Below are 17,587 nucleotides of genomic sequence, written 5' to 3' on the forward strand. Positions count from 1 at the left end.
ATTAACCGTTGGCACCAAATTTTTTAACTGCAAGCGCTCTTACAGTGATAGAAAACGTAGTATAAGGAAGACTATGAAACATTTTGAAGTCAACTTCGATGGCCTGGTAGGGCCCACCCATAATTATGCCGGACTTTCATTCGGTAATGTGGCTTCATTGTCCAACGCCCAAAGCGCTTCCAACCCTAAAGAAGCAGCAAAGCAAGGCCTACTAAAAATGAAGGCCCTTGCCGATTTGGGGCTAACTCAAGGTGTACTCGCGCCCCAACAACGACCGGATTTAAACTTGCTTCGCCGAATTGGTTTTCATGGCAGTGATGCGCAAATTTTGCAAAAGGCCGCCAAACACGCCCCTGACGCGCTACTAGCCAGCTATTCTGCCTCAAGTATGTGGACCGCCAACGCGGCCACAGTATCCCCTAGCGCAGACACCGAAAATGGCAAAGTACATTTCACTCCGGCCAACTTAACCAACAAACTGCACCGCTCTATTGAGCCTCAAGTTACCGGTAACATTCTTAAGGCTGTTTTTGCCGACAGCAAGTATTTTCAACACCATTCGCATTTGCCCGAAAATGACTACTATGGCGATGAAGGTGCCGCTAACCATACTCGCCTTTGCCGCAACTATGGAGAAGCTGGCCTTGAGCTATTTGTCTATGGGCGCACGGCGGCCAATGCCAAAGCGCCAGCCCCGATGAAGTTTCCAGCCCGACAAACCCTAGAGGCCAGCCAAGCGGTGGCGCGCTTGCACGGCCTTGATCAAGACACCGCGCTGTTTATTCAGCAAAACCCTGCGGTGATCGACCAAGGCGTATTTCATAACGACGTGATTGCCGTGGGCAACCAAAATGTATTGTTCTATCATCAGCAGGCCTTTCTAAATAGCCAACAGCAGGTGGAGAAAATTCAGCAGGCTTTTGGTAAACACCAGCTGCATTTCATCGAAGTTAGCGATGCTGAAGTCAGTGTTGCCGAGGCAGTAAAAACCTATTTGTTTAATACCCAAATTGTCACCTTAGCCAATGGCGATATGGCAATAATAGCTCCCACTAATTGCCAAGAATCAGCTCAAGTTAGCGCATATTTAGAACAGCTTACCAAGCGTGACACACCGATAAAACAAGTACACTATTTCGATGTAAAACAAAGCATGAGTAATGGTGGCGGCCCCGCCTGTTTACGTTTGCGAGTGGCACTCAATGATATGGAGTTAGCCGCGGTTAACCAGCACACCTTGATGACACCTCAGCTATTCACCACCTTGAATCAATGGGTAGATAAACATTATCGAGATAGTTTGGTATTTGATGATCTGCGAGATCCACAATTAATTACCGAGGTAAATACCGCCCTCGATGAGTTAAGCCAAATCCTTCATTTAGGCTCGGTCTACCCCTTCCAGCAAGCTTGATCAATAAAACCCAATGCCCAAAAAAAAGCCTGATAAAATATCAGGCTTCTTGGCAAATGCTTGGGGGCTAAATTTATTTAGTCCAATCCCAAGATTGAGACTGTACTAACTTCATCACGCCACGCTCTACACCCAGGCTAGCAGCTTGGCTCAGTTTTTCAGCCAATTTTTTCTTAGTATGATATTTAAGCTGCACTACATGTTTACTTTGGTATTGCTCCATCAGGTAGTCATCGCTGGTACTCACTTCATCCACCAGCTTTAAGCCGAAGGCTTGGGTACCAAACCAGTGTTCACCGGTGGCCACTTTGGCAATATCCAGCTGCGGGCGAAACTCTTGTACGAAGTCTTTAAACAAACCGTGAGTCTCTTCTATTTCGGTTTTAAACTTGCTGCGCGCTTGTTCGGTATTCTCACCAAACATGGTCAAGGTACGCTTAAACTCACCAGCAGTGATTTGTTCAAATTCGATATCATGTTTCTTTAGCACCTTATTAAAGTTAGGTAACTGGGCGATAACACCAATAGACCCAACAATAGCAAAAGGCGCGGCCACGATTTTATCGGCTATGCAGGCCATCATGTAGCCACCACTGGCAGCCACTTTATCCACCGCAATGGTTAACTTAATTCCCTTGGCTTTAATTCGCTTTAATTGTGAAGCTGCTAAGCCGTAACCGTGAACCATGCCACCGCCACTCTCTAAACGCACCAGCACTTCATCCTCAGGGTTTGCTGTGCTAAGGACGGCCGTTACTTCTTCACGTAGGCTAGCCACTTCTTTGGCATCGAGGCTGCCTTTAAAATCAATCACAAACAAACGTGGCTTAGGCTCTTCGGCCTGTTTTTTCTGTTGTTTTTGTTGAGCCTTTAGCTGCTTTTTGTGCTGCTTTTCCTGCTCTTTAGTCATCAGCTTGTGGTTGAGTTTTTCTTCTACTTCTTTATGTTGCTCGCTTAAATCAACTAGCTCCAATTCACCACTTTTATGCTTTGTTTTCGAAGAGGCCGCGATAATCACCACCACTACCGCGACAATAGCCACCACAATGGTTAAGGCCTTCGCGAAAAATAATCCAAATTCAATCAAAAAATCCAAAACTCTACCCTCATGTTTTTAAGCTGCTATTAGTACCACAGCTGATTGCGCTTACCAAGTAACAAAAAAGGCCTGCATCTAGCAGGCCTTTATTTTTGCTCATGATTTAGGCTATTGCGCGGGTGCAATTACCGAGCTATCGCTAATCACCACTGTTGGACTACCGGCATCGGCACTTACCGCATAACTCACAAACTGAGTTTGCATTTCAACGGTACTGGCTAAACTAGCGCTGGGTGAAATTAGCGAGCTATGCACACCTTGACTGAAACGTACTGCGTAGCTGCCTACCGAGGTCACCTCGGTGCCGCTTAAGCCCATGCTGCGGATCAAGGCTTCAGTGCCCACCAAAGGAAGGCCAGTAACTTGATTCGGGATCACTTGGTCGTCGCTGCCAGCAGAGCCATCGCCAACCACTTCATGCACCAATACCGGCACATCAAAGCCCGCTTGGGCATAGTTTAGCGGATCGGCGCCATCCACTACTGTTTGCGCCAAGCTGCCAAATACTCTGGCAAAGGCTGGAAAGTTAGCATCAATGAGCAATTGTGCCGCCTCTGGGTATTGCGCTTGGTAAGCCGCGAATTGCTCTAAGGCGGTGGCAGTTTCATTATCTTCAAAACCAAGACCTGCCGCTACTAAGCCTAAGTAGCCAGGGTTAGCTTTGAGGTTTTGCTCCACAACAGGCCCAAAGCGGGCAGAATTTTGGAAAACCCCCGCTGCGCCGCCACCAGGTACACTGAAGGATGCGCTTTGCAGACCATAATCCACTTCCATGCCCGTACCCGCAATGGTTACGGTTTTAGCTAAACTGGCTGGTGCTACCCCAACAATGGAGCCTAAGGACTGGCCCACAAAATGCACCTTGCTACCGTCGAGCTCGGCCGGCGCGGTTGCCGCTTGTAGGGCAGCTCGCAAAGCTAAAATATCAGCACTTGATTGCCGCATATTACTGCGAATACTTAAGAAACTGCCTAAATTAGCAAATACTTCTGCATTGGTATTGGCGCTAATATCAGCTTGATCATCGCCGTTTAAATCCAGCCCTCGGGTACCGTGATAAGGTAAGTCCATTGCCACTACTGCATAACCTTGCGCAGCATAGCTAGCGGCCATTAATGCAGCGGTTTCTTTCACCGAAGAAATACCATGTTGGAAGATCACCACAGGCCACCCATCAGCAGGCATAGTTTGCCCTGTTAATGTTTCGTCAGGCAAATACACATCTAGCTTGAGCTCAGCTTCACTACGTTGCTCTGGGATTGGGTTATAAGCCGTGAGATGGCGATGAGGGTCAACGTTTTTAGTCTCACCCTCTTCAACATACGTTAAACCCGCCAAGTCAGCTTGAGCCAACATCTTCGCGGCTTGAGTAGTTTGCCCACCGGCTACAAGACCACCAAAGGTAGCCACATCGAAACCGCGAGCACCGGCCTGCGCCCAGAAGCTAGTGGCACTGGTTTGATCGGCAAAATCGGCGTTACTTTGTAACAGTTGTAAAATGGCAATAGGACTATCGGTTCTCGCCTGAGCCCAACGGTTAATGTCTGCACCAGTGGGATCGGGTGCATCTAAATCAGAAATATAATAAGGCACTTTTATCTCTGACAAGTAGTACTTAGCCGCGGCAAAGCTAGCTTGGCTGCTGCCAAAGGCCGCTTCAGCTACATCGGCTGCGGTATAACCGGTATCGACAAGTGCTGAGATAGGCAATAAACCTTGCAAGGCCATTCCACCGTAGACTTGCTGTAGGCTAGTTAATACGCTGCCCACCGATTGGGTGGTAAATACCGCGGCATAGCTTATTTGGCCACTAATGCCCTCTGCTGCTAACAGGCCATTATTCCAGTTGGTTAAACCTTTCAATGACTGAACTGTTGCGCTGTCTTCTGCTGTAGGTGCAGTACTCAAAAATTGATAACCACTGCCCGCTTCCACCGGGCGGCCATTATCATCAAGCAATTGCTCGGTAATCGCCACCATATAAGAGGTGGCTGGGGCGAATGGCTTCAGCGGCGTGACCATCAGATTACCCGCTTGATAACTCACCACATAATCTTCGCCATACACAAGCTGCTGATCAATTCGGCAAGTTTGTCCCGCAGCAAAGCTGCCGCCGTTTTCGCTAACATCGCTACAGTCATCGGCAAATCCAGAGGCTCTTACCTTAAATAGCAACACCCCCTCAGCAAAAGTGCTGCTATCTATACCGGTATCTAGCTCGGGATTAAATTCTTCTTCATTGTCGCCGTAAGCCAATGGAATAGTAAATGGAACACTGGTTTGCCAACCATCTAAAGCGCCCAATACCTTAGTGATATCCTGATACTCTTGGGTCACGCTAATGGCTGCTTCACCGGGCAAATTAATGGTACCATCCAAGCTACCGCTTAGTAGCAAGTTGTTAGGTGTTGATACATCCCCGGTTAAAGGATTGAAGCGAATTTTTACTGAGTTGGGCTGTTTGACCGTGGTATCATCACCAAAATCAAAAGGTGAGTTGCCACCACCGCAACCCACCAAGGTAACAGAAGCAAATAAAGTGACCGCTGTAGCTATTCGGGACAGACGCATATTAGCTAATTCCTTTTAATAGTATATTTCTCAAAGAGACCTTAATTACTCGTTTACATATTTGCAACAGGTCTAACCAGATTTTGAAACACTTGTTTAAACTTCAATCAAATATTTGTGCACTAACGCACATCTAAAGGATTTAATAATGACCACGGATATCTCTCCTCAACACTTTCAAGCCAGTGCCAACGAGTTAGCAGGCAAAGTCATCCTTGTCACCGGTGCAGGTGACGGCATTGGCCGCCAAGCCGCCTTAAGTTTTGCCAGTTGTGGGGCGAGCATTATATTGCTCGGCAGAACAGTACACAAACTGGAAGCGGTATACGACGAAATTGAAGCACTTGGTGCTCCCCAGCCAGCCATTATTCCTTTGGACTTAACCGGTGCCAGCAAACAAAACTATCTGGATATGACAGCTACTATTGAGTCTCAATTCGGGAAATTAGACGGCGCGCTGCTCAATGCCGCTCACCTCGGGGTACTGAGTCAATTCGTGCAAATTGACGAAGAACAATGGGATAAAACCATGCAGGTGAATGTTAAATCCCAGTTTTTGCTTAGTCAGGCACTGATTCCACTAATGCTTAAAAGTACTAATGCCTCATTGATTTTCACCTCATCCGGTGTCGGCAAAAAGGGCCGTGCCTACTGGGGCAGCTATGCGGTATCTAAGTTTGCAATTGAAGGCATGTCTCAGGTGATTGCCGACGAGTTTGATAAAACCGGTTTACGTTGCAACTGTATTAACCCAGGAGCAACTCGCACCTTAATGCGCGCCACAGCCTACCCCGGTGAAGATCCACTAAGTCTAAAAACACCGCTCGACATTATGCCGAGTTATCTATATTTAATGAGTGATGCCAGTATCGGTATTACCGGCAGCAGCATTGACGCACAACCCAAGTAGTTGCCAAGGACAGCAAAAACATGAGTACGCCCTTTCGAGCTAAAAGTACCTTAGAGCAATGGCGAATTTTTCAAGCCGTGGTGGATTATGGCGGCTACGCTCAAGCGGCTAGCCAACTAAATAAAAGCCAGTCATCGCTCAATCATGCGGTAAGTAAGCTACAGAATTTATTAGGCATTCAGTTGCTTGAAGTAAAGGGGCGTAAAGCTCACCTAACGCCAATGGGCGAAGTCATGCTCAGGCGCAGCAAACTGCTCAGCCAAAATATTCAAGACTTAGAAACACTCGCCGCCAGCCTAGAGCAAGGTTGGGAGCCAAAGTTAGCCTTAGCAGTAGAAATCATACAACCTCAAGCTCCAGTAATTAAAGCCTTAAAGGCCTTTTTACCAGACAGCCGCGGGACTCGCGTCGAAGTGATCGACACGGTAATCAGTGGCGCAGATGACGCCATTCACGACGGTGAGTATGATTTAGTGATTACAGCGCAATTGCCACAAGGGGTATTGGGTGAGCCACTTAACGCAGTCACTCTAGTTCCAGTAGTACACCGCAACCATCCTTTAGCCAAAATGCCGCAACCCGTCTCAATCGACGAGGTATTGCAGCATGTGCAATTAGTGATTAAAGATACTGGCAAAAACCCTAAACAGGACCGCGGGTGGCTGCGCGCAGAACAGCGCTGGACCTTTAGTAGCTTCAAGCAAGTAGTAGACGTGCTAAAACAAGGCTTGGGTTTTGCCTGGCTGCCAATGCATATCGCTCAAAGTTATTTTGAGGAAGAAAGCTTGGTTGAATTAAACATTCAAGGCGGCGCAGCTAAGTCATTAACCACCTATTTAGTGGTGCCTAGACCTGAGCTGTTAGGGCCAGCGGGGCAACACTTTTCTAAATTACTACTACAACATTGTAAGGCCTACCGTTAAGGAGATTTATGTTACTCAATTGCGATATGGGTGAAAGCTTTGGCGTATGGAAGATGGGTGTTGATGAGCTGCTGATGCCGCACATCGATTTGGCCAATATAGCTTGTGGTGGCCATGCTTCCGATCCCGATGTGATGAGCGCAACATTACAGTTAGCCAAACAACATCAGGTTAGCGTGGGAGCGCATCCCAGCTATGCTGATATCGCCGGGTTTGGCCGTCGCACCATTCCCTATCAGGCTGAACAGTTAAGCCGTTTAATTGTGACCCAAGTCGGCGCGCTAGCAGCGCTGGCAGACTACCACCAAGTGAGCCTAGATTACGTAAAGCCTCATGGCGCCCTGTATAACGACATGCATCAAGATCCGGGTATTTTTGAAGCCGTGTGTAAGGCGGTGGCGGGCTTTAAGCGCCCTTTAAAACTAATGGTTCATGCCAGTCAATGCTCAGAATCGCTGCTCGACACAGCCCAGCACTACCAACTTGAGTTACTCAAAGAAGCCTTCTGTGACAGACGCTATTTGGCCAACGGTCAATTACAAGCACGTAGCCAAAGTGGTGCAGTATTGTCTGAACAACAGCAAGTATTAGCGCAAGTGCAACAACTGCTAGACTGTGCCAGTGTCACTTGCGCCGATGGTAGTCAATTAACATTACAAGCTGATACGCTCTGTGTGCATGGCGATAACGAGGTGGCAGTTTCGACCATTCAAGCCATCAAGCAACTCATCACCAGCCAGCTCTAGGTGGACCGCTATGTATTGCTTAGACTATGTAAATGAAGACAGCCTACTAATCAGTTGCCACACTATCGAGGATGCTGCGACTCTGCCGCAACTGGCCAGCCATTTACAGCAAAGCATGCCACAGCTTAGCGACCTTATCCTCGCCTCCACCAGCCTACTTTGTGTTTGTCCGGCGGATATAGACCCAAGCCAGCTAAGCCTCAAAGTACAACATTTTGCAGCCACCGTGGGGGCAAATAACACCAGCAAAACCCTCGATATTCCAGTTTGCTACGCTGCAGAGCTAGCTCCCGATCTAGAAGATGTAGCCAATCAGACGGGGCTTAGCCCTGCAGAGGTTATCGCCCTACATCAACAAGGCCACTATCAAGTCAAAACCATTGGCTTTATGCCGGGGTTTGCTTACTTGCAGGGTTTAACCGGTCAATTGGCACTACCACGTAAAGCCACGCCGGTCAGTCACGTACCAGCTGGAAGTGTCGCCATTGCCGAAACCATGACAGCAGTGTATCCCAGTCAAAGCCCCGGAGGTTGGCATATTATTGGCCGTAGTCCGCTCAAATTATTTAATAAACATCAACAGCCTATGTGTCCTTTAGCGGTGGGCGATAAGGTCCGTTTTATCGAAATAGACTATCAACAATTTTTACGGTTACAAGCCCAGGAGGAGCAACATGGCTAGCTTACAGATCCTCCGCAGCGGCCCACATAGCTTAGTCATAGACCGAGGCCGCAATGGCTTTCAAGATATTGGCGTAAGCCCCGGTGGCGCAGCAGATCAGCATGCTTATAACTGGGCGAATCGCTTGGTGGGAAATCCTGCCAATAGTGCTGCGCTAGAGATTACCTTTGGCGGTGTAGAGCTACAATTTAGTCATGCTTGTCGCATTGCGGTATGCGGGGCCAAGATGCCGCTAAGCCTGAGCCAAGCCAATTCGGCCAAACAGGTTGATTTATGGCAAACCATCGATATCCAAGCAGAACAAATACTCAAGCTTGCCCCAGCACCTTATGGCCTGCGCAGCTATTTAGCCATTCAAGGCGGGCTACGGGTACACCAAGAATTAAATAGTTATAGTAGCTCTCCAAAACAAGGTTTAGGGCCATTTAACGGCAGAGCCTTAAAGGCGGGTGACCAACTGCCCTATCTTGCCGCTACGCAGTTTAGCAAAAGTTTACCCCAGCAAACGCCGGCCCGCTTCATTCCTGACTATCAACAACCACTGAAGTTAGCATTGATTCCGGGCTACCAGTTCAGCCTATTTTCGCCACAGCAGATTGATTTGTTGACCAAGCAAACATATCAAATTAGTGACTTGAGTGACCGCATGGGGATCCGCCTAGAGGGTGAAGCCTTTGCTACTCCTCCAAAGACTTTGGAGTCCGAAGCCATTGCCCAAGGTGCGGTACAAGTGCCCCCCAATGGCCTCCCCATCATTCTATCGGTAGATCGACAGACTGTAGGCGGTTACCCCAAACTGGGCTGTATTAGCCGGCTTGATTTATTTGCGTTGAATCAACGGCGAGCGCAACAAACTGTGCAGTTTTACATCAGTAGCCAACAGCAACAACGCCAACGCTGGCTAGCCTTTGAACGCTACTTTTCTTGGTAGCAGTTTAAAATGCTAACCAATAACGTAAACTATTAACCGCATGCTCGACTTCATTTAACTGCTCTAAATGCGCTAACGTTTGAGCTGCAACGATGGGTGAATCAGTGACAATGCCGTTTACCCTTAGGTAATACAAACGCTCTATCTCTGCGGCACTGTTTACTGTCCAAACATGCACTTGCTGGCCGCGCTGCTGAGCACGTAATAGCCGCCACGGACTGACCCATTGCTGATTAACGATCAACATATCGGCCTTTTGTAACAGTGGGCTTTCGCCAAAGCTGGCGGCGGCAATAAATGCGGTTTTTACTCTCTGCTCTAGTGGCGTTCCGTTTATTTGCTGCTTTAAGCTACCGAGTAATTGGTCGTCTAAACTACTTATGATGACCGGGTATGGAAAATCACTTAGCGCGTCGATCACGGCAGGAATTAAGTCTAGCGACTGGTCATAACGTTTAAGCTCTAAGTTTAAAATTATCTTTCCCGCGCTTTTCTCAAGCCACACCGGCAGCGCTTGCGGAGCACTATAACCTGCATTAACAAAGGCGCTTTGAATTTGCCCAAAGCGAGTTAAATGCACCACACTATCATCGCCAATTAGGCGGCGTAAGTCTCGGTCATGGATCACCGCGATTTGCCCATCTGCGGTAAGCTGAATATCAATTTCAGTCACTGGTAAGCCAAGGTTAATGGCTTTTTGTAAACCTTCTAAACTATTTTCTTGGGCTAACCAGCCGCCGGCCCGATGCCCCATCACCATCACTTCCCGAGGCTCAGAAAAGCGCAAGCTAAAACCCTGAATATCTTTGTTAACTTCATGGCCAGCGATTAGTAACATCGCGACAAACATCAGCCGTAAACCTAAGTTAAGGCGATGGTTTTCTCGCAATAGTTGACGATGCTGCCGGTGCAGGCTTTCATGATTTTGTTTAAGGGAAAGCTTAAATAAATAGAACTGAATACTGGCATACAGCCAGGTATCAACAAAGCTTATAATCGCTCCGCCTGTTATCACCACTAAACCAAAGCTGAATAATAACAAGGTCGAAACACTTTGCGGCGTCCACCAATTTAAGCTCAGGCGCATCAGCCAAATGAAACCAGCAATGATGGCAAACAACATGAACGCCCTTAAGCCAAACCACACTGCATTTAATAGCAAAATCAGTTTACGCTGACCAAAGCTTAAAGTACTTGAGTCACGTAGCTGGGCTAACAAAGGCTTCTTTTGCAACATACAAAAAGGTAAGGCGAACCACCAATTCAACCACTTTGAGCCCAGCCATAGTGCCAAGGGTAAGCCGCCCACACTTAAGGCGGCTAAATAAAACCACAATTGGTTACGTTGTTGGTCGAGATAGTAATTAATATCCCAATCAGCCAGCATCAAGCCAAACAACCAGCGCCCTACAAATAACAGCGTACAAGCAATACTGATTAACAATGCCGATTGTAAAAACGCTAAGCGAGCAATTAACCAAAGACGATTAATTAGCAGGCGGATCGCCTGCGACACCGAGCGACGATTAACCTCATGCTGAGCCAGTAATAAAGTGACAACGCCTTGCTGCAAAAAGAAGTTAAACAAGGCCATTGCCACAAACCAAATCGCAAACAAGTAGCCACTAGGAGACAAGAAGAAACCCAATAATTGTTGATTGGCCACGCCTTGTAAACCATGCCATGCCATTAAGTTTTCGCTAACCATAATCGACAAGGGAGCAAAAACAACTAACCAACCAGTTTGCACCAACAGATAGGCCCCAAACATGGCTAGTCCTCGGTTTTTCATCGAACTCACGAGGTAATAAATAAAGTGGCGAACCCGATGCAGCAGAGGGCTTAACATGGCTCAACTCTGAGTGCTTGACTCATCTGCCACACTTGTTGCTGACATACTTGGCTTCGTTGTAATTCACTATCCGCTTCGCCCTTACTGGCCATAGCCAAGCTATAGCGGCTATCAAATAAACTTGCTAAAGGTTTTGCTGCGGCACTGTGAAAATGCTTAAAGCCTTGTTGTTGAAGGGCCTTAATATTGTGCGGGCGCACTCCGCCAGCGACTAACCACTGTAGCTGCGGAGAATCTTGTTGTAACTGTTGTAATAAGCTTGCGCCCTGTTCAGCACTATTTTGCTGACCTGAGCTTAAAATTCGTTGAATACCCAGCTCTGCAAGTTGCAGAGCACTTCGATAGGGGTCGGCGACACAATCAAAGGCGCGGTGAAAAGTTACCGTTAATTCTTCAGCGGCCGCTACCAACTGTTGGCAGGCCGCTATATTGATGCTTGCATCATGATTCAATGCCCCTAATACCACACCATTAAATCCCAGGTTTTTGATTAAGTCGATATCATGCAACATTTGTTTGAGTTCATGTTGGTCATAACAAAAATCGCCGCCTCGAGGTCGAGCCATAACCACTATCTCAATGTCGCGCAAATAGTCACTCGCTTGCTTTAAAGCGCCGTAACTGGGACTGGTTCCACCATCATTTTGCCCTGCACAAAACTCTACCCTATCGGCTCCGCCTGCGATCGCGGCTTCAATGTCAGCAATGCTATAACAGCAAATTTCCAAACTGGTGTTGATGTGACGAGAGCTAGGCAAGAGAAATTTCCGTAGGTCTTTGGATTGAAATAGAATTATAGCGAAAATACACTGCTTAAGGCAGCTACTAAAATTTGCATGGCCAATTTTGTTGAGGCGGGTGCTGTTGAGTCAAACCAAACAAGATTTTTAAATGCCACAAAATGTTACTTAGAAATTTGCAAACGATTGCATAGAAGCTCACAACTTGCTTTTCTAAACAAGCGTTTTTATTCAGAACTGTGTATATTGGGGGCGTATTCTAAGGATGGAAGCACTTATTAGGTGAATCAATGAAACGAATTTCCCTGTTGTTAGTCTCATTTTTACTAGGCTTGCCCAGCCTGAATGTTGCGGCTAACGAGTATCTTTTTCTCGGTACAGGCAATGTTAGCGGCGTATATTACCCCACCGGCAACGCCCTATGCCGCTTATTGGAACAAAATAACCAACACCGAAAACTAAGTTGCACAGCCGAAAGCTCCGGCGGTTCAAGCGATAACATTCAAGCCCTGCAGCAAGGTGATGTCGATCTGGCTATTGTTCAATCTGATGTGCACTGGCAAGCCTATAACGGCAGTGGTGAGTTTGCCGAGCAAGGCGCTTATAAAGACTTGCGTTCATTATTGTCTTTATACTCCGAAGCTCTAACCGTGCTAGTCAATGGCGATTTGGCCATTCAAAACATCGAACAATTAAAAGGTCATGCTATCAACCTTGGGCCAGCAGGCTCCGGTCAATACTCCACTATGCAGACGGTGATGCAACAATTTGACTGGCAGGAAGCCGATTTTTCAAAGGTCTCTCATTTAAAACCCGATGAACAAAGCCGTGCCCTATGCAGTGCAAAAACCGATGCGATTATTTATGTAGTGGGTCATCCTAATACTTCGATCACTCGGGCCACCACCATGTGTGAGTCCAAACTAGTGGGTTTATCCGAACAATCCATCGAGCAACTCAGCCAGCATTACCGTTATTTTGCCCCAGTAACCATTAAAGGCGGCACCTATCATAATAACCCCAATGACGTCTCTACCATTGGCGTAAGTGCAACACTGGTCGCCGATGTTGAGCTATCGGAGCAAACCGTTTACAACTTTGTAGCCGCTATTTTTGAACATCTCGACACCCTAAGAGCGCTCCACCCTGCGTTAGCCGAACTCAATGTTCAGGAGATGATTAATACTAACTTGAGCGCGCCTCTGCATCCCGGCGCACTACGTTATTATAAAGAACAAGGTTGGATTAACTAGATCAGAGCGGAGCAGGCCTGAGCCGCGCATGCTCGGCTATTTGCTGTAACGGTAAGGCTAACAGCCTGCTTACACGATCTAATTCATCGTTGGTTTGTTGATGCCAGTCTTGACACTGGCCCTGCCAACCTAATCCTTCTAGCCAGTCTTGGCAAAAACTTTGGTTAGTAAACAGATCATGCAGGTAACAAGCCTGAATATTAGCTTGCTGCCAGCCAAGTCCCTCTTCGACAAAACTGTCTATAGGCTCAAGGCAGCGAGTTTGACCATGGTGGATTTCATAACAGCGCAACAACTCACCACGCCAGCTTAACAGACGCTGCTGAGTCAGTTTTTCACGGCCATATTCTGTGGCCAGAGCAAGCAAACCTAAACCGGCAAAACTATGCCCTTCAATCCCCTCGGGATCCTCGTTTCGCATGCCGAGAATTTGTAAGCCACCACAAATACCGGTTATACGTACTCCGTCTTTGGCTGCAGCCACTATGCTTGACTCTAAGCCTGTTTCAGCCAAAAAGCGGCGACTCGCTTCCACGTGCTTAGTTCCGGGTAAAATAATGGCGTCAAACTGGGTTAAATCTTGCGCTTCTCGCAAGGGAACAACATTCACACCCGCCTGATAAATTAAAGGGTCAAACTCGTCTAAATTACTGGCATAGGGGTACACAATCAGGGCGATATTAATCCTCTGGGCTTGCCAGCTGCTTCGATGAAAAAAATTATCTTCTTCAGGTAATTGATGCGCAGTCCAAGGAATCACCGCCACAATGGGTATCCCCGTTTTTTGCTCTAGCCAAATATTGGCCTCTTCGAGCAAGGCCTGCTCTCCACGGAACTTATTTAACACAAAACCTTTTACCTTGGCCTGCTCTGCTTGGCTCAAGCACATCCAAGTTCCCAAAAGGTGCGCATAAGCACCGCCACGATCAATATCGGCAATTAAATAAACTGATGCATCGGTATGCAGCGCCACTTCCATATTAACGATATCGCTTTTACGCAAGTTGACTTCTGCCGGGCTGCCAGCCCCTTCTATCACCAATAAAGGAAAGCGCTTCTTTAGTTGAGCTAGGCTCTGAGTCACTGCTGGCCACAACACCGCTTTGCGTTGGTGCCAATCTTTAGCATGTAGTTCATGGCTCACTTTACCGTTCACCACCACTTGCGCGCCTTTTTCACTATGGGGCTTAAGTAATACCGGATTCATATCAGCGCATGCAGGCTGTTTCGCGGCGATAGCTTGTAGATATTGGGCTCGCCCTATCTCGCCCCCCTCAGGGGTGACAGCGGCATTATTACTCATATTCTGAGCTTTAAAGGGAGCAACAGTGAAGCCTTGATTGGCTAAGTAACGGCACATCAAGGCACAAACCAGCGATTTACCAGCATCGCTGGTACAGCCCATAAACATCAACGGGCGTTGAACATTATCGATTGAATTCATTTAACGTCTAGCATTGGCTAACAAGCTAGCAAGAATATCTCGCCAAGTGACCAAACCCAATAGTTTGTTGTCTTTGTCGATTACCGGTAAACAACTCACCCCCTTATCCAGCATCAAGCTACCGGCATCTTCAATGCTGGTAGACGTGTGGCAAGTTAAGGGCTCTCGTGTCATAACGTGGTGCACACGTTGACTAAGAGTATTAATATCGCGCTGACTTTCTGCCGCTTTACCCAAAAATGGGCTCAATTCAGCTAATAAATCCGCTTCGGTTAACACTCCCGCCAGGCAGTCTTCATCATCTAACACCACCAGATGATGGAAATGAACGTTATCAAAAATATCTTTGATATCGAATAAACGCTGGTCCATTCCCACGGTAACCACCCGAGTTTGCATGATATCTTTAATGATCAAGTGATTCTCCCTGCAGTAACAATCAACTGATTATAAACCCAACTAACAACATTGGACGTTTAGTTATTGGTAAGTATAGAAATTTTATCTTAGTTACGTACACTAGAGTAGGTCACAAGGTAGAGATTAAATCATGGCTTATCAAATTATTCCGGTTACCCCCTTTCAACAAAACTGTAGCTTAATATGGTGTGAAGACACCAAACAAGCGGCGATTGTTGATCCCGGCGGCGATCCTCAGCTTATTCAATCGGCCGTTACTAACGCCGGTGTAGAAGTGAGCAAAATCTTGCTTACTCATGGACATTTAGATCATGTAGGTGCGGCGAGTATCTTAAAAGAACGTTATCAAGTGCCAATTCTTGGCCCACATAAAGATGATGAGTTTTGGCTAAGCAAAATGGCCATGCAATGCCAAATGTTTGGCTTTCCTGAAGTAGCCAGCTTTGCGCCAGACCAATGGTTAGAACACGGAGAGCTCATCGACTTAGGCAGTCTACAATTAGAAGTTCGCCACTGCCCCGGCCACACTCCTGGCCACGTAGTATTTATTGATCATCAACATCAGCTGGCAATTGTGGGAGACGTACTATTTAAGGGCTCGATTGGCCGTACCGATTTTCCCAAAGGGGATCACCCTACGTTGATTAATGCCATAAAAACCCAGCTATATACCTTAGAAGATAGCTATCGTTTTTTACCTGGGCATGGCGCCATGTCTAGCATTGGTCATGAGAAGCAATTTAACGGCTTTACTCGCTAAAACTCACTTAGGGCGTCAGCTTAGCGCCCTTTGCTTTGCTAAAGTTCAGCCCTAAACGCAAAAAACCAGTAGCCTAAACTACTGGTTTTTTTAATTTGGTGCCCGGGGCCGGACTTGAACCGGCACGTCCTTTCAGACGAGGGATTTTAAATCCCTTGTGTCTACCAATTTCACCACCCGGGCAAATTTTAGTCCTAGGCTTTCGCCTTGGAACGACGCTTACTTTAATGAATTTGACGATCAGATCAACTAAAAACTAGCATTTAGCGATCAACTGCCCAATAAAACAACCAGTCAGTATATTTTATCAACAAATTGCCGACGATTTATTCCATCGCCAATCTAAACAGCGTCTTAGCCGTGCCGATGTTTTTCTGAGATCATCTTGGAAATACTTTCTATTACCTGATGACTGGCGCTTTCGGCTGTTTCCAAGGTTTTCACTATCGACTCAAGAACTTGGTCATCCTCTAGCCAGTTCTGTGATACTAATTCCATGGCTTCTTGAACAGAGTGATGAACAATTTTGTGGTGGGCTTCCAAATGACGATATGAAGACAAATGGCTGAACTCTGAAAATCCTTGTCCCTGATAATACCACTCACCCAACCGGCATTGAGTGTGGTCTACTTCAACGGCTTTGGCTTCTTCCCCTTGGCCATTATTCTCTAAGGCGATGTAACCATTCTGCATATAAATAATGTGATCCAGTTTCACCAGCGAGGCAAAAGAGGCGTCTTTAGCTTGGTTTACTAGGGTGATGGTTTGATTAGAAGAATCGGCTACTTGGGCAAAATTAACATGGAAGTTTTCTACTGTCTCACTCACCTGCTGAGTTTGTTGCTCGACTTCTAAGGTATGAGCCACCATCTCTTGAATTTGGCTGGTTAATGACTCTACCACACCACTAATTTCTGCTGTAGATTTACGGGTACGGTCTGCCAATAACCTTACTTCATCCGCTACTACAGCAAAGCCACGACCCACATCACCGGCTCTAGCGGCTTCGATGGCGGCATTAAGCGCCAATAGGTTAGTCTGCTCAGCAATGTCGGTAATCATGCTTACAGTTTCAGAAATACGCGTACTGTCACTGCCAAGTTTATTTGCCCGATTTCCCATTTGTGACATACGTGTATTCATATTGTCTAAAGCCGCGTTTAAATCATGCACTAAGCTTCGACTCTGTTCTGCCCCATCTCGGTTCTGACTAGCGATGTTAATCACATCGTCCATTTGCGCCGCCAGTGTGACCAGCTCTTGTTGGTTGTTTTTCAAATTAATTAAAAGATTACTGGTATTGGTTTTATGTAAAGCACTGCGTAAACGATTCTGGCGGTCAAACACATGAGCATCCTGCATTGATTGCACCGCAACATTGATGTTTTTCATGGTTTCAGCAAACTCTCCCGGCAAGCCATCATGTAGGCCATTTCGATGAAACTGATGATCAGCGGTTCGCTGAAAGGTATTAGACAACTCTTTAAAATTAGTCTCAACAATGTCTAACAAATCATTCAAGGCCCAAGCAACATGTCCCACTTCCCCCATGCCTTTAGTATTAGTAATACGAACATGGATATTACCCTTAGTGGCCTCGTTAATAGCGAAACGAATTTTATCTAAGACCCTGATAGGATGCCGATGGTCTTGGTAGGCATACAACGCAAACAGCACAGCCAAAACCGGCGTAATCGTGTCTACATAGTTGAACCCATTGAGATAAATATTGTATGCCGATAAGCCAATTGTCATTCCAACAAAGACTATACACAACACAATAAACTTGTGTTTAAGCAACAAAACATTCCTACTTACTTGGCTGGTTCGCATAACGCTTCC

Annotated in this window: 15 protein-coding genes and 1 tRNA gene; 8 read left to right on the forward strand and 8 right to left on the reverse strand. The window is 46.7% G+C overall.

Annotated features, from left to right (window positions below):
• Nucleotides 1–73 precede the first annotated feature (73 nt).
• The gene (gene astB / locus AR383_RS03095; protein WP_055731805.1) at nt 74–1,414 is read left to right on the forward strand and encodes an N-succinylarginine dihydrolase; all 1,341 of its coding nucleotides are present in this window, start codon (nt 74–76) and stop codon (nt 1,412–1,414) included.
• A 73-nt stretch (nt 1,415–1,487) separates the two neighbouring features.
• On the opposite strand, the gene sohB is transcribed toward astB, so the two are convergent.
• Nucleotides 1,488–2,510 (reverse strand): protease SohB, encoded by a 1,023-nt coding sequence (gene sohB / locus AR383_RS03100; RefSeq protein WP_055731806.1) that lies wholly within the window; start codon nt 2,508–2,510, stop codon nt 1,488–1,490.
• 111 nt (nt 2,511–2,621) lie between these two features.
• Complete coding sequence (locus AR383_RS03105) at nt 2,622–5,084, reverse strand: VolA/Pla-1 family phospholipase (RefSeq protein ID WP_055731807.1); 2,463 nt, start codon at nt 5,082–5,084, stop codon at nt 2,622–2,624.
• Nucleotides 5,085–5,232: 148 nt separating this feature from the next.
• Here AR383_RS03105 and AR383_RS03110 point away from each other — a divergent pair, with 148 nt between their 5' ends.
• Genes AR383_RS03110 through AR383_RS03130 form a run of 5 tightly spaced genes read left to right on the forward strand, consistent with a single transcriptional unit; the run spans nt 5,233 to nt 9,276 of the window.
• Nucleotides 5,233–5,994 (forward strand): YciK family oxidoreductase, encoded by a 762-nt coding sequence (locus AR383_RS03110; RefSeq protein WP_055731808.1) that lies wholly within the window; start codon nt 5,233–5,235, stop codon nt 5,992–5,994.
• Between the two features lie 20 nt (nt 5,995–6,014).
• Entirely contained in the window at nt 6,015–6,917 is a 903-nt protein-coding gene (locus AR383_RS03115) for a LysR family transcriptional regulator (protein ID WP_055731809.1), read from the forward strand.
• Between the two features lie 8 nt (nt 6,918–6,925).
• Nucleotides 6,926–7,663, forward strand: a complete 738-nt coding sequence (locus AR383_RS03120) for a 5-oxoprolinase subunit PxpA (RefSeq protein ID WP_055731810.1) — start codon at nt 6,926–6,928, stop codon at nt 7,661–7,663.
• 10 nt (nt 7,664–7,673) lie between these two features.
• Nucleotides 7,674–8,345, forward strand: coding sequence for a 5-oxoprolinase subunit PxpB (pxpB, locus tag AR383_RS03125; protein WP_055731811.1), 672 nt, complete (start codon nt 7,674–7,676; stop codon nt 8,343–8,345).
• Nucleotides 8,338–9,276, forward strand: coding sequence for a 5-oxoprolinase subunit C family protein (locus AR383_RS03130; RefSeq protein ID WP_055731812.1), 939 nt, complete (start codon nt 8,338–8,340; stop codon nt 9,274–9,276). The genes pxpB and AR383_RS03130 overlap by 8 nt, the downstream gene beginning before the upstream one ends.
• 4 nt (nt 9,277–9,280) lie before the next feature.
• Here the strand turns inward: AR383_RS03130 and AR383_RS03135 are convergent, their stop codons facing one another.
• On the reverse strand, nt 9,281–11,125 hold the full coding sequence (locus tag AR383_RS03135; protein ID WP_055731813.1) for a glycerophosphodiester phosphodiesterase: 1,845 nt from the start codon (nt 11,123–11,125) through the stop codon (nt 9,281–9,283).
• Complete coding sequence (locus AR383_RS03140) at nt 11,119–11,886, reverse strand: copper homeostasis protein CutC (protein WP_055731814.1); 768 nt, start codon at nt 11,884–11,886, stop codon at nt 11,119–11,121. Before AR383_RS03140 ends, AR383_RS03135 begins: the two co-directional genes overlap by 7 nt.
• Nucleotides 11,887–12,158: 272 nt before the next feature.
• Between AR383_RS03140 and AR383_RS03145 the strand changes: the two genes are divergently transcribed.
• The gene (locus tag AR383_RS03145; RefSeq protein WP_055731815.1) at nt 12,159–13,121 is read left to right on the forward strand and encodes a TAXI family TRAP transporter solute-binding subunit; all 963 of its coding nucleotides are present in this window, start codon (nt 12,159–12,161) and stop codon (nt 13,119–13,121) included.
• Between the two features lies 1 nt (nt 13,122).
• Here the strand turns inward: AR383_RS03145 and AR383_RS03150 are convergent, their stop codons facing one another.
• Both AR383_RS03150 and AR383_RS03155 read right to left on the reverse strand, forming a co-directional pair.
• Nucleotides 13,123–14,565 (reverse strand): cobyric acid synthase, encoded by a 1,443-nt coding sequence (locus tag AR383_RS03150; protein WP_055731816.1) that lies wholly within the window; start codon nt 14,563–14,565, stop codon nt 13,123–13,125.
• Nucleotides 14,566–14,982 carry a CBS domain-containing protein gene (locus AR383_RS03155; protein WP_157051631.1) on the reverse strand — a complete coding sequence of 139 codons (417 nt, stop codon included), beginning with the start codon at nt 14,980–14,982 and terminating at the stop codon, nt 14,566–14,568.
• A gap of 133 nt (nt 14,983–15,115) precedes the next feature.
• Between AR383_RS03155 and AR383_RS03160 the strand changes: the two genes are divergently transcribed.
• The gene (locus AR383_RS03160) at nt 15,116–15,745 is read left to right on the forward strand and encodes an MBL fold metallo-hydrolase (RefSeq protein WP_055731817.1); all 630 of its coding nucleotides are present in this window, start codon (nt 15,116–15,118) and stop codon (nt 15,743–15,745) included.
• Between the two features lie 96 nt (nt 15,746–15,841).
• Here the strand turns inward: AR383_RS03160 and AR383_RS03165 are convergent.
• A tRNA-Leu gene (locus AR383_RS03165) sits at nt 15,842–15,928 on the reverse strand.
• A 171-nt stretch (nt 15,929–16,099) separates the two neighbouring features.
• Nucleotides 16,100–17,578, reverse strand: a complete 1,479-nt coding sequence (locus AR383_RS22510; RefSeq protein ID WP_055731818.1) for a methyl-accepting chemotaxis protein — start codon at nt 17,576–17,578, stop codon at nt 16,100–16,102.
• Nucleotides 17,579–17,587 lie beyond the last annotated feature (9 nt).

It is taken from the genome of Agarivorans gilvus (genome assembly GCF_001420915.1).
GTDB lineage: Bacteria > Pseudomonadota > Gammaproteobacteria > Enterobacterales > Celerinatantimonadaceae > Agarivorans > Agarivorans gilvus.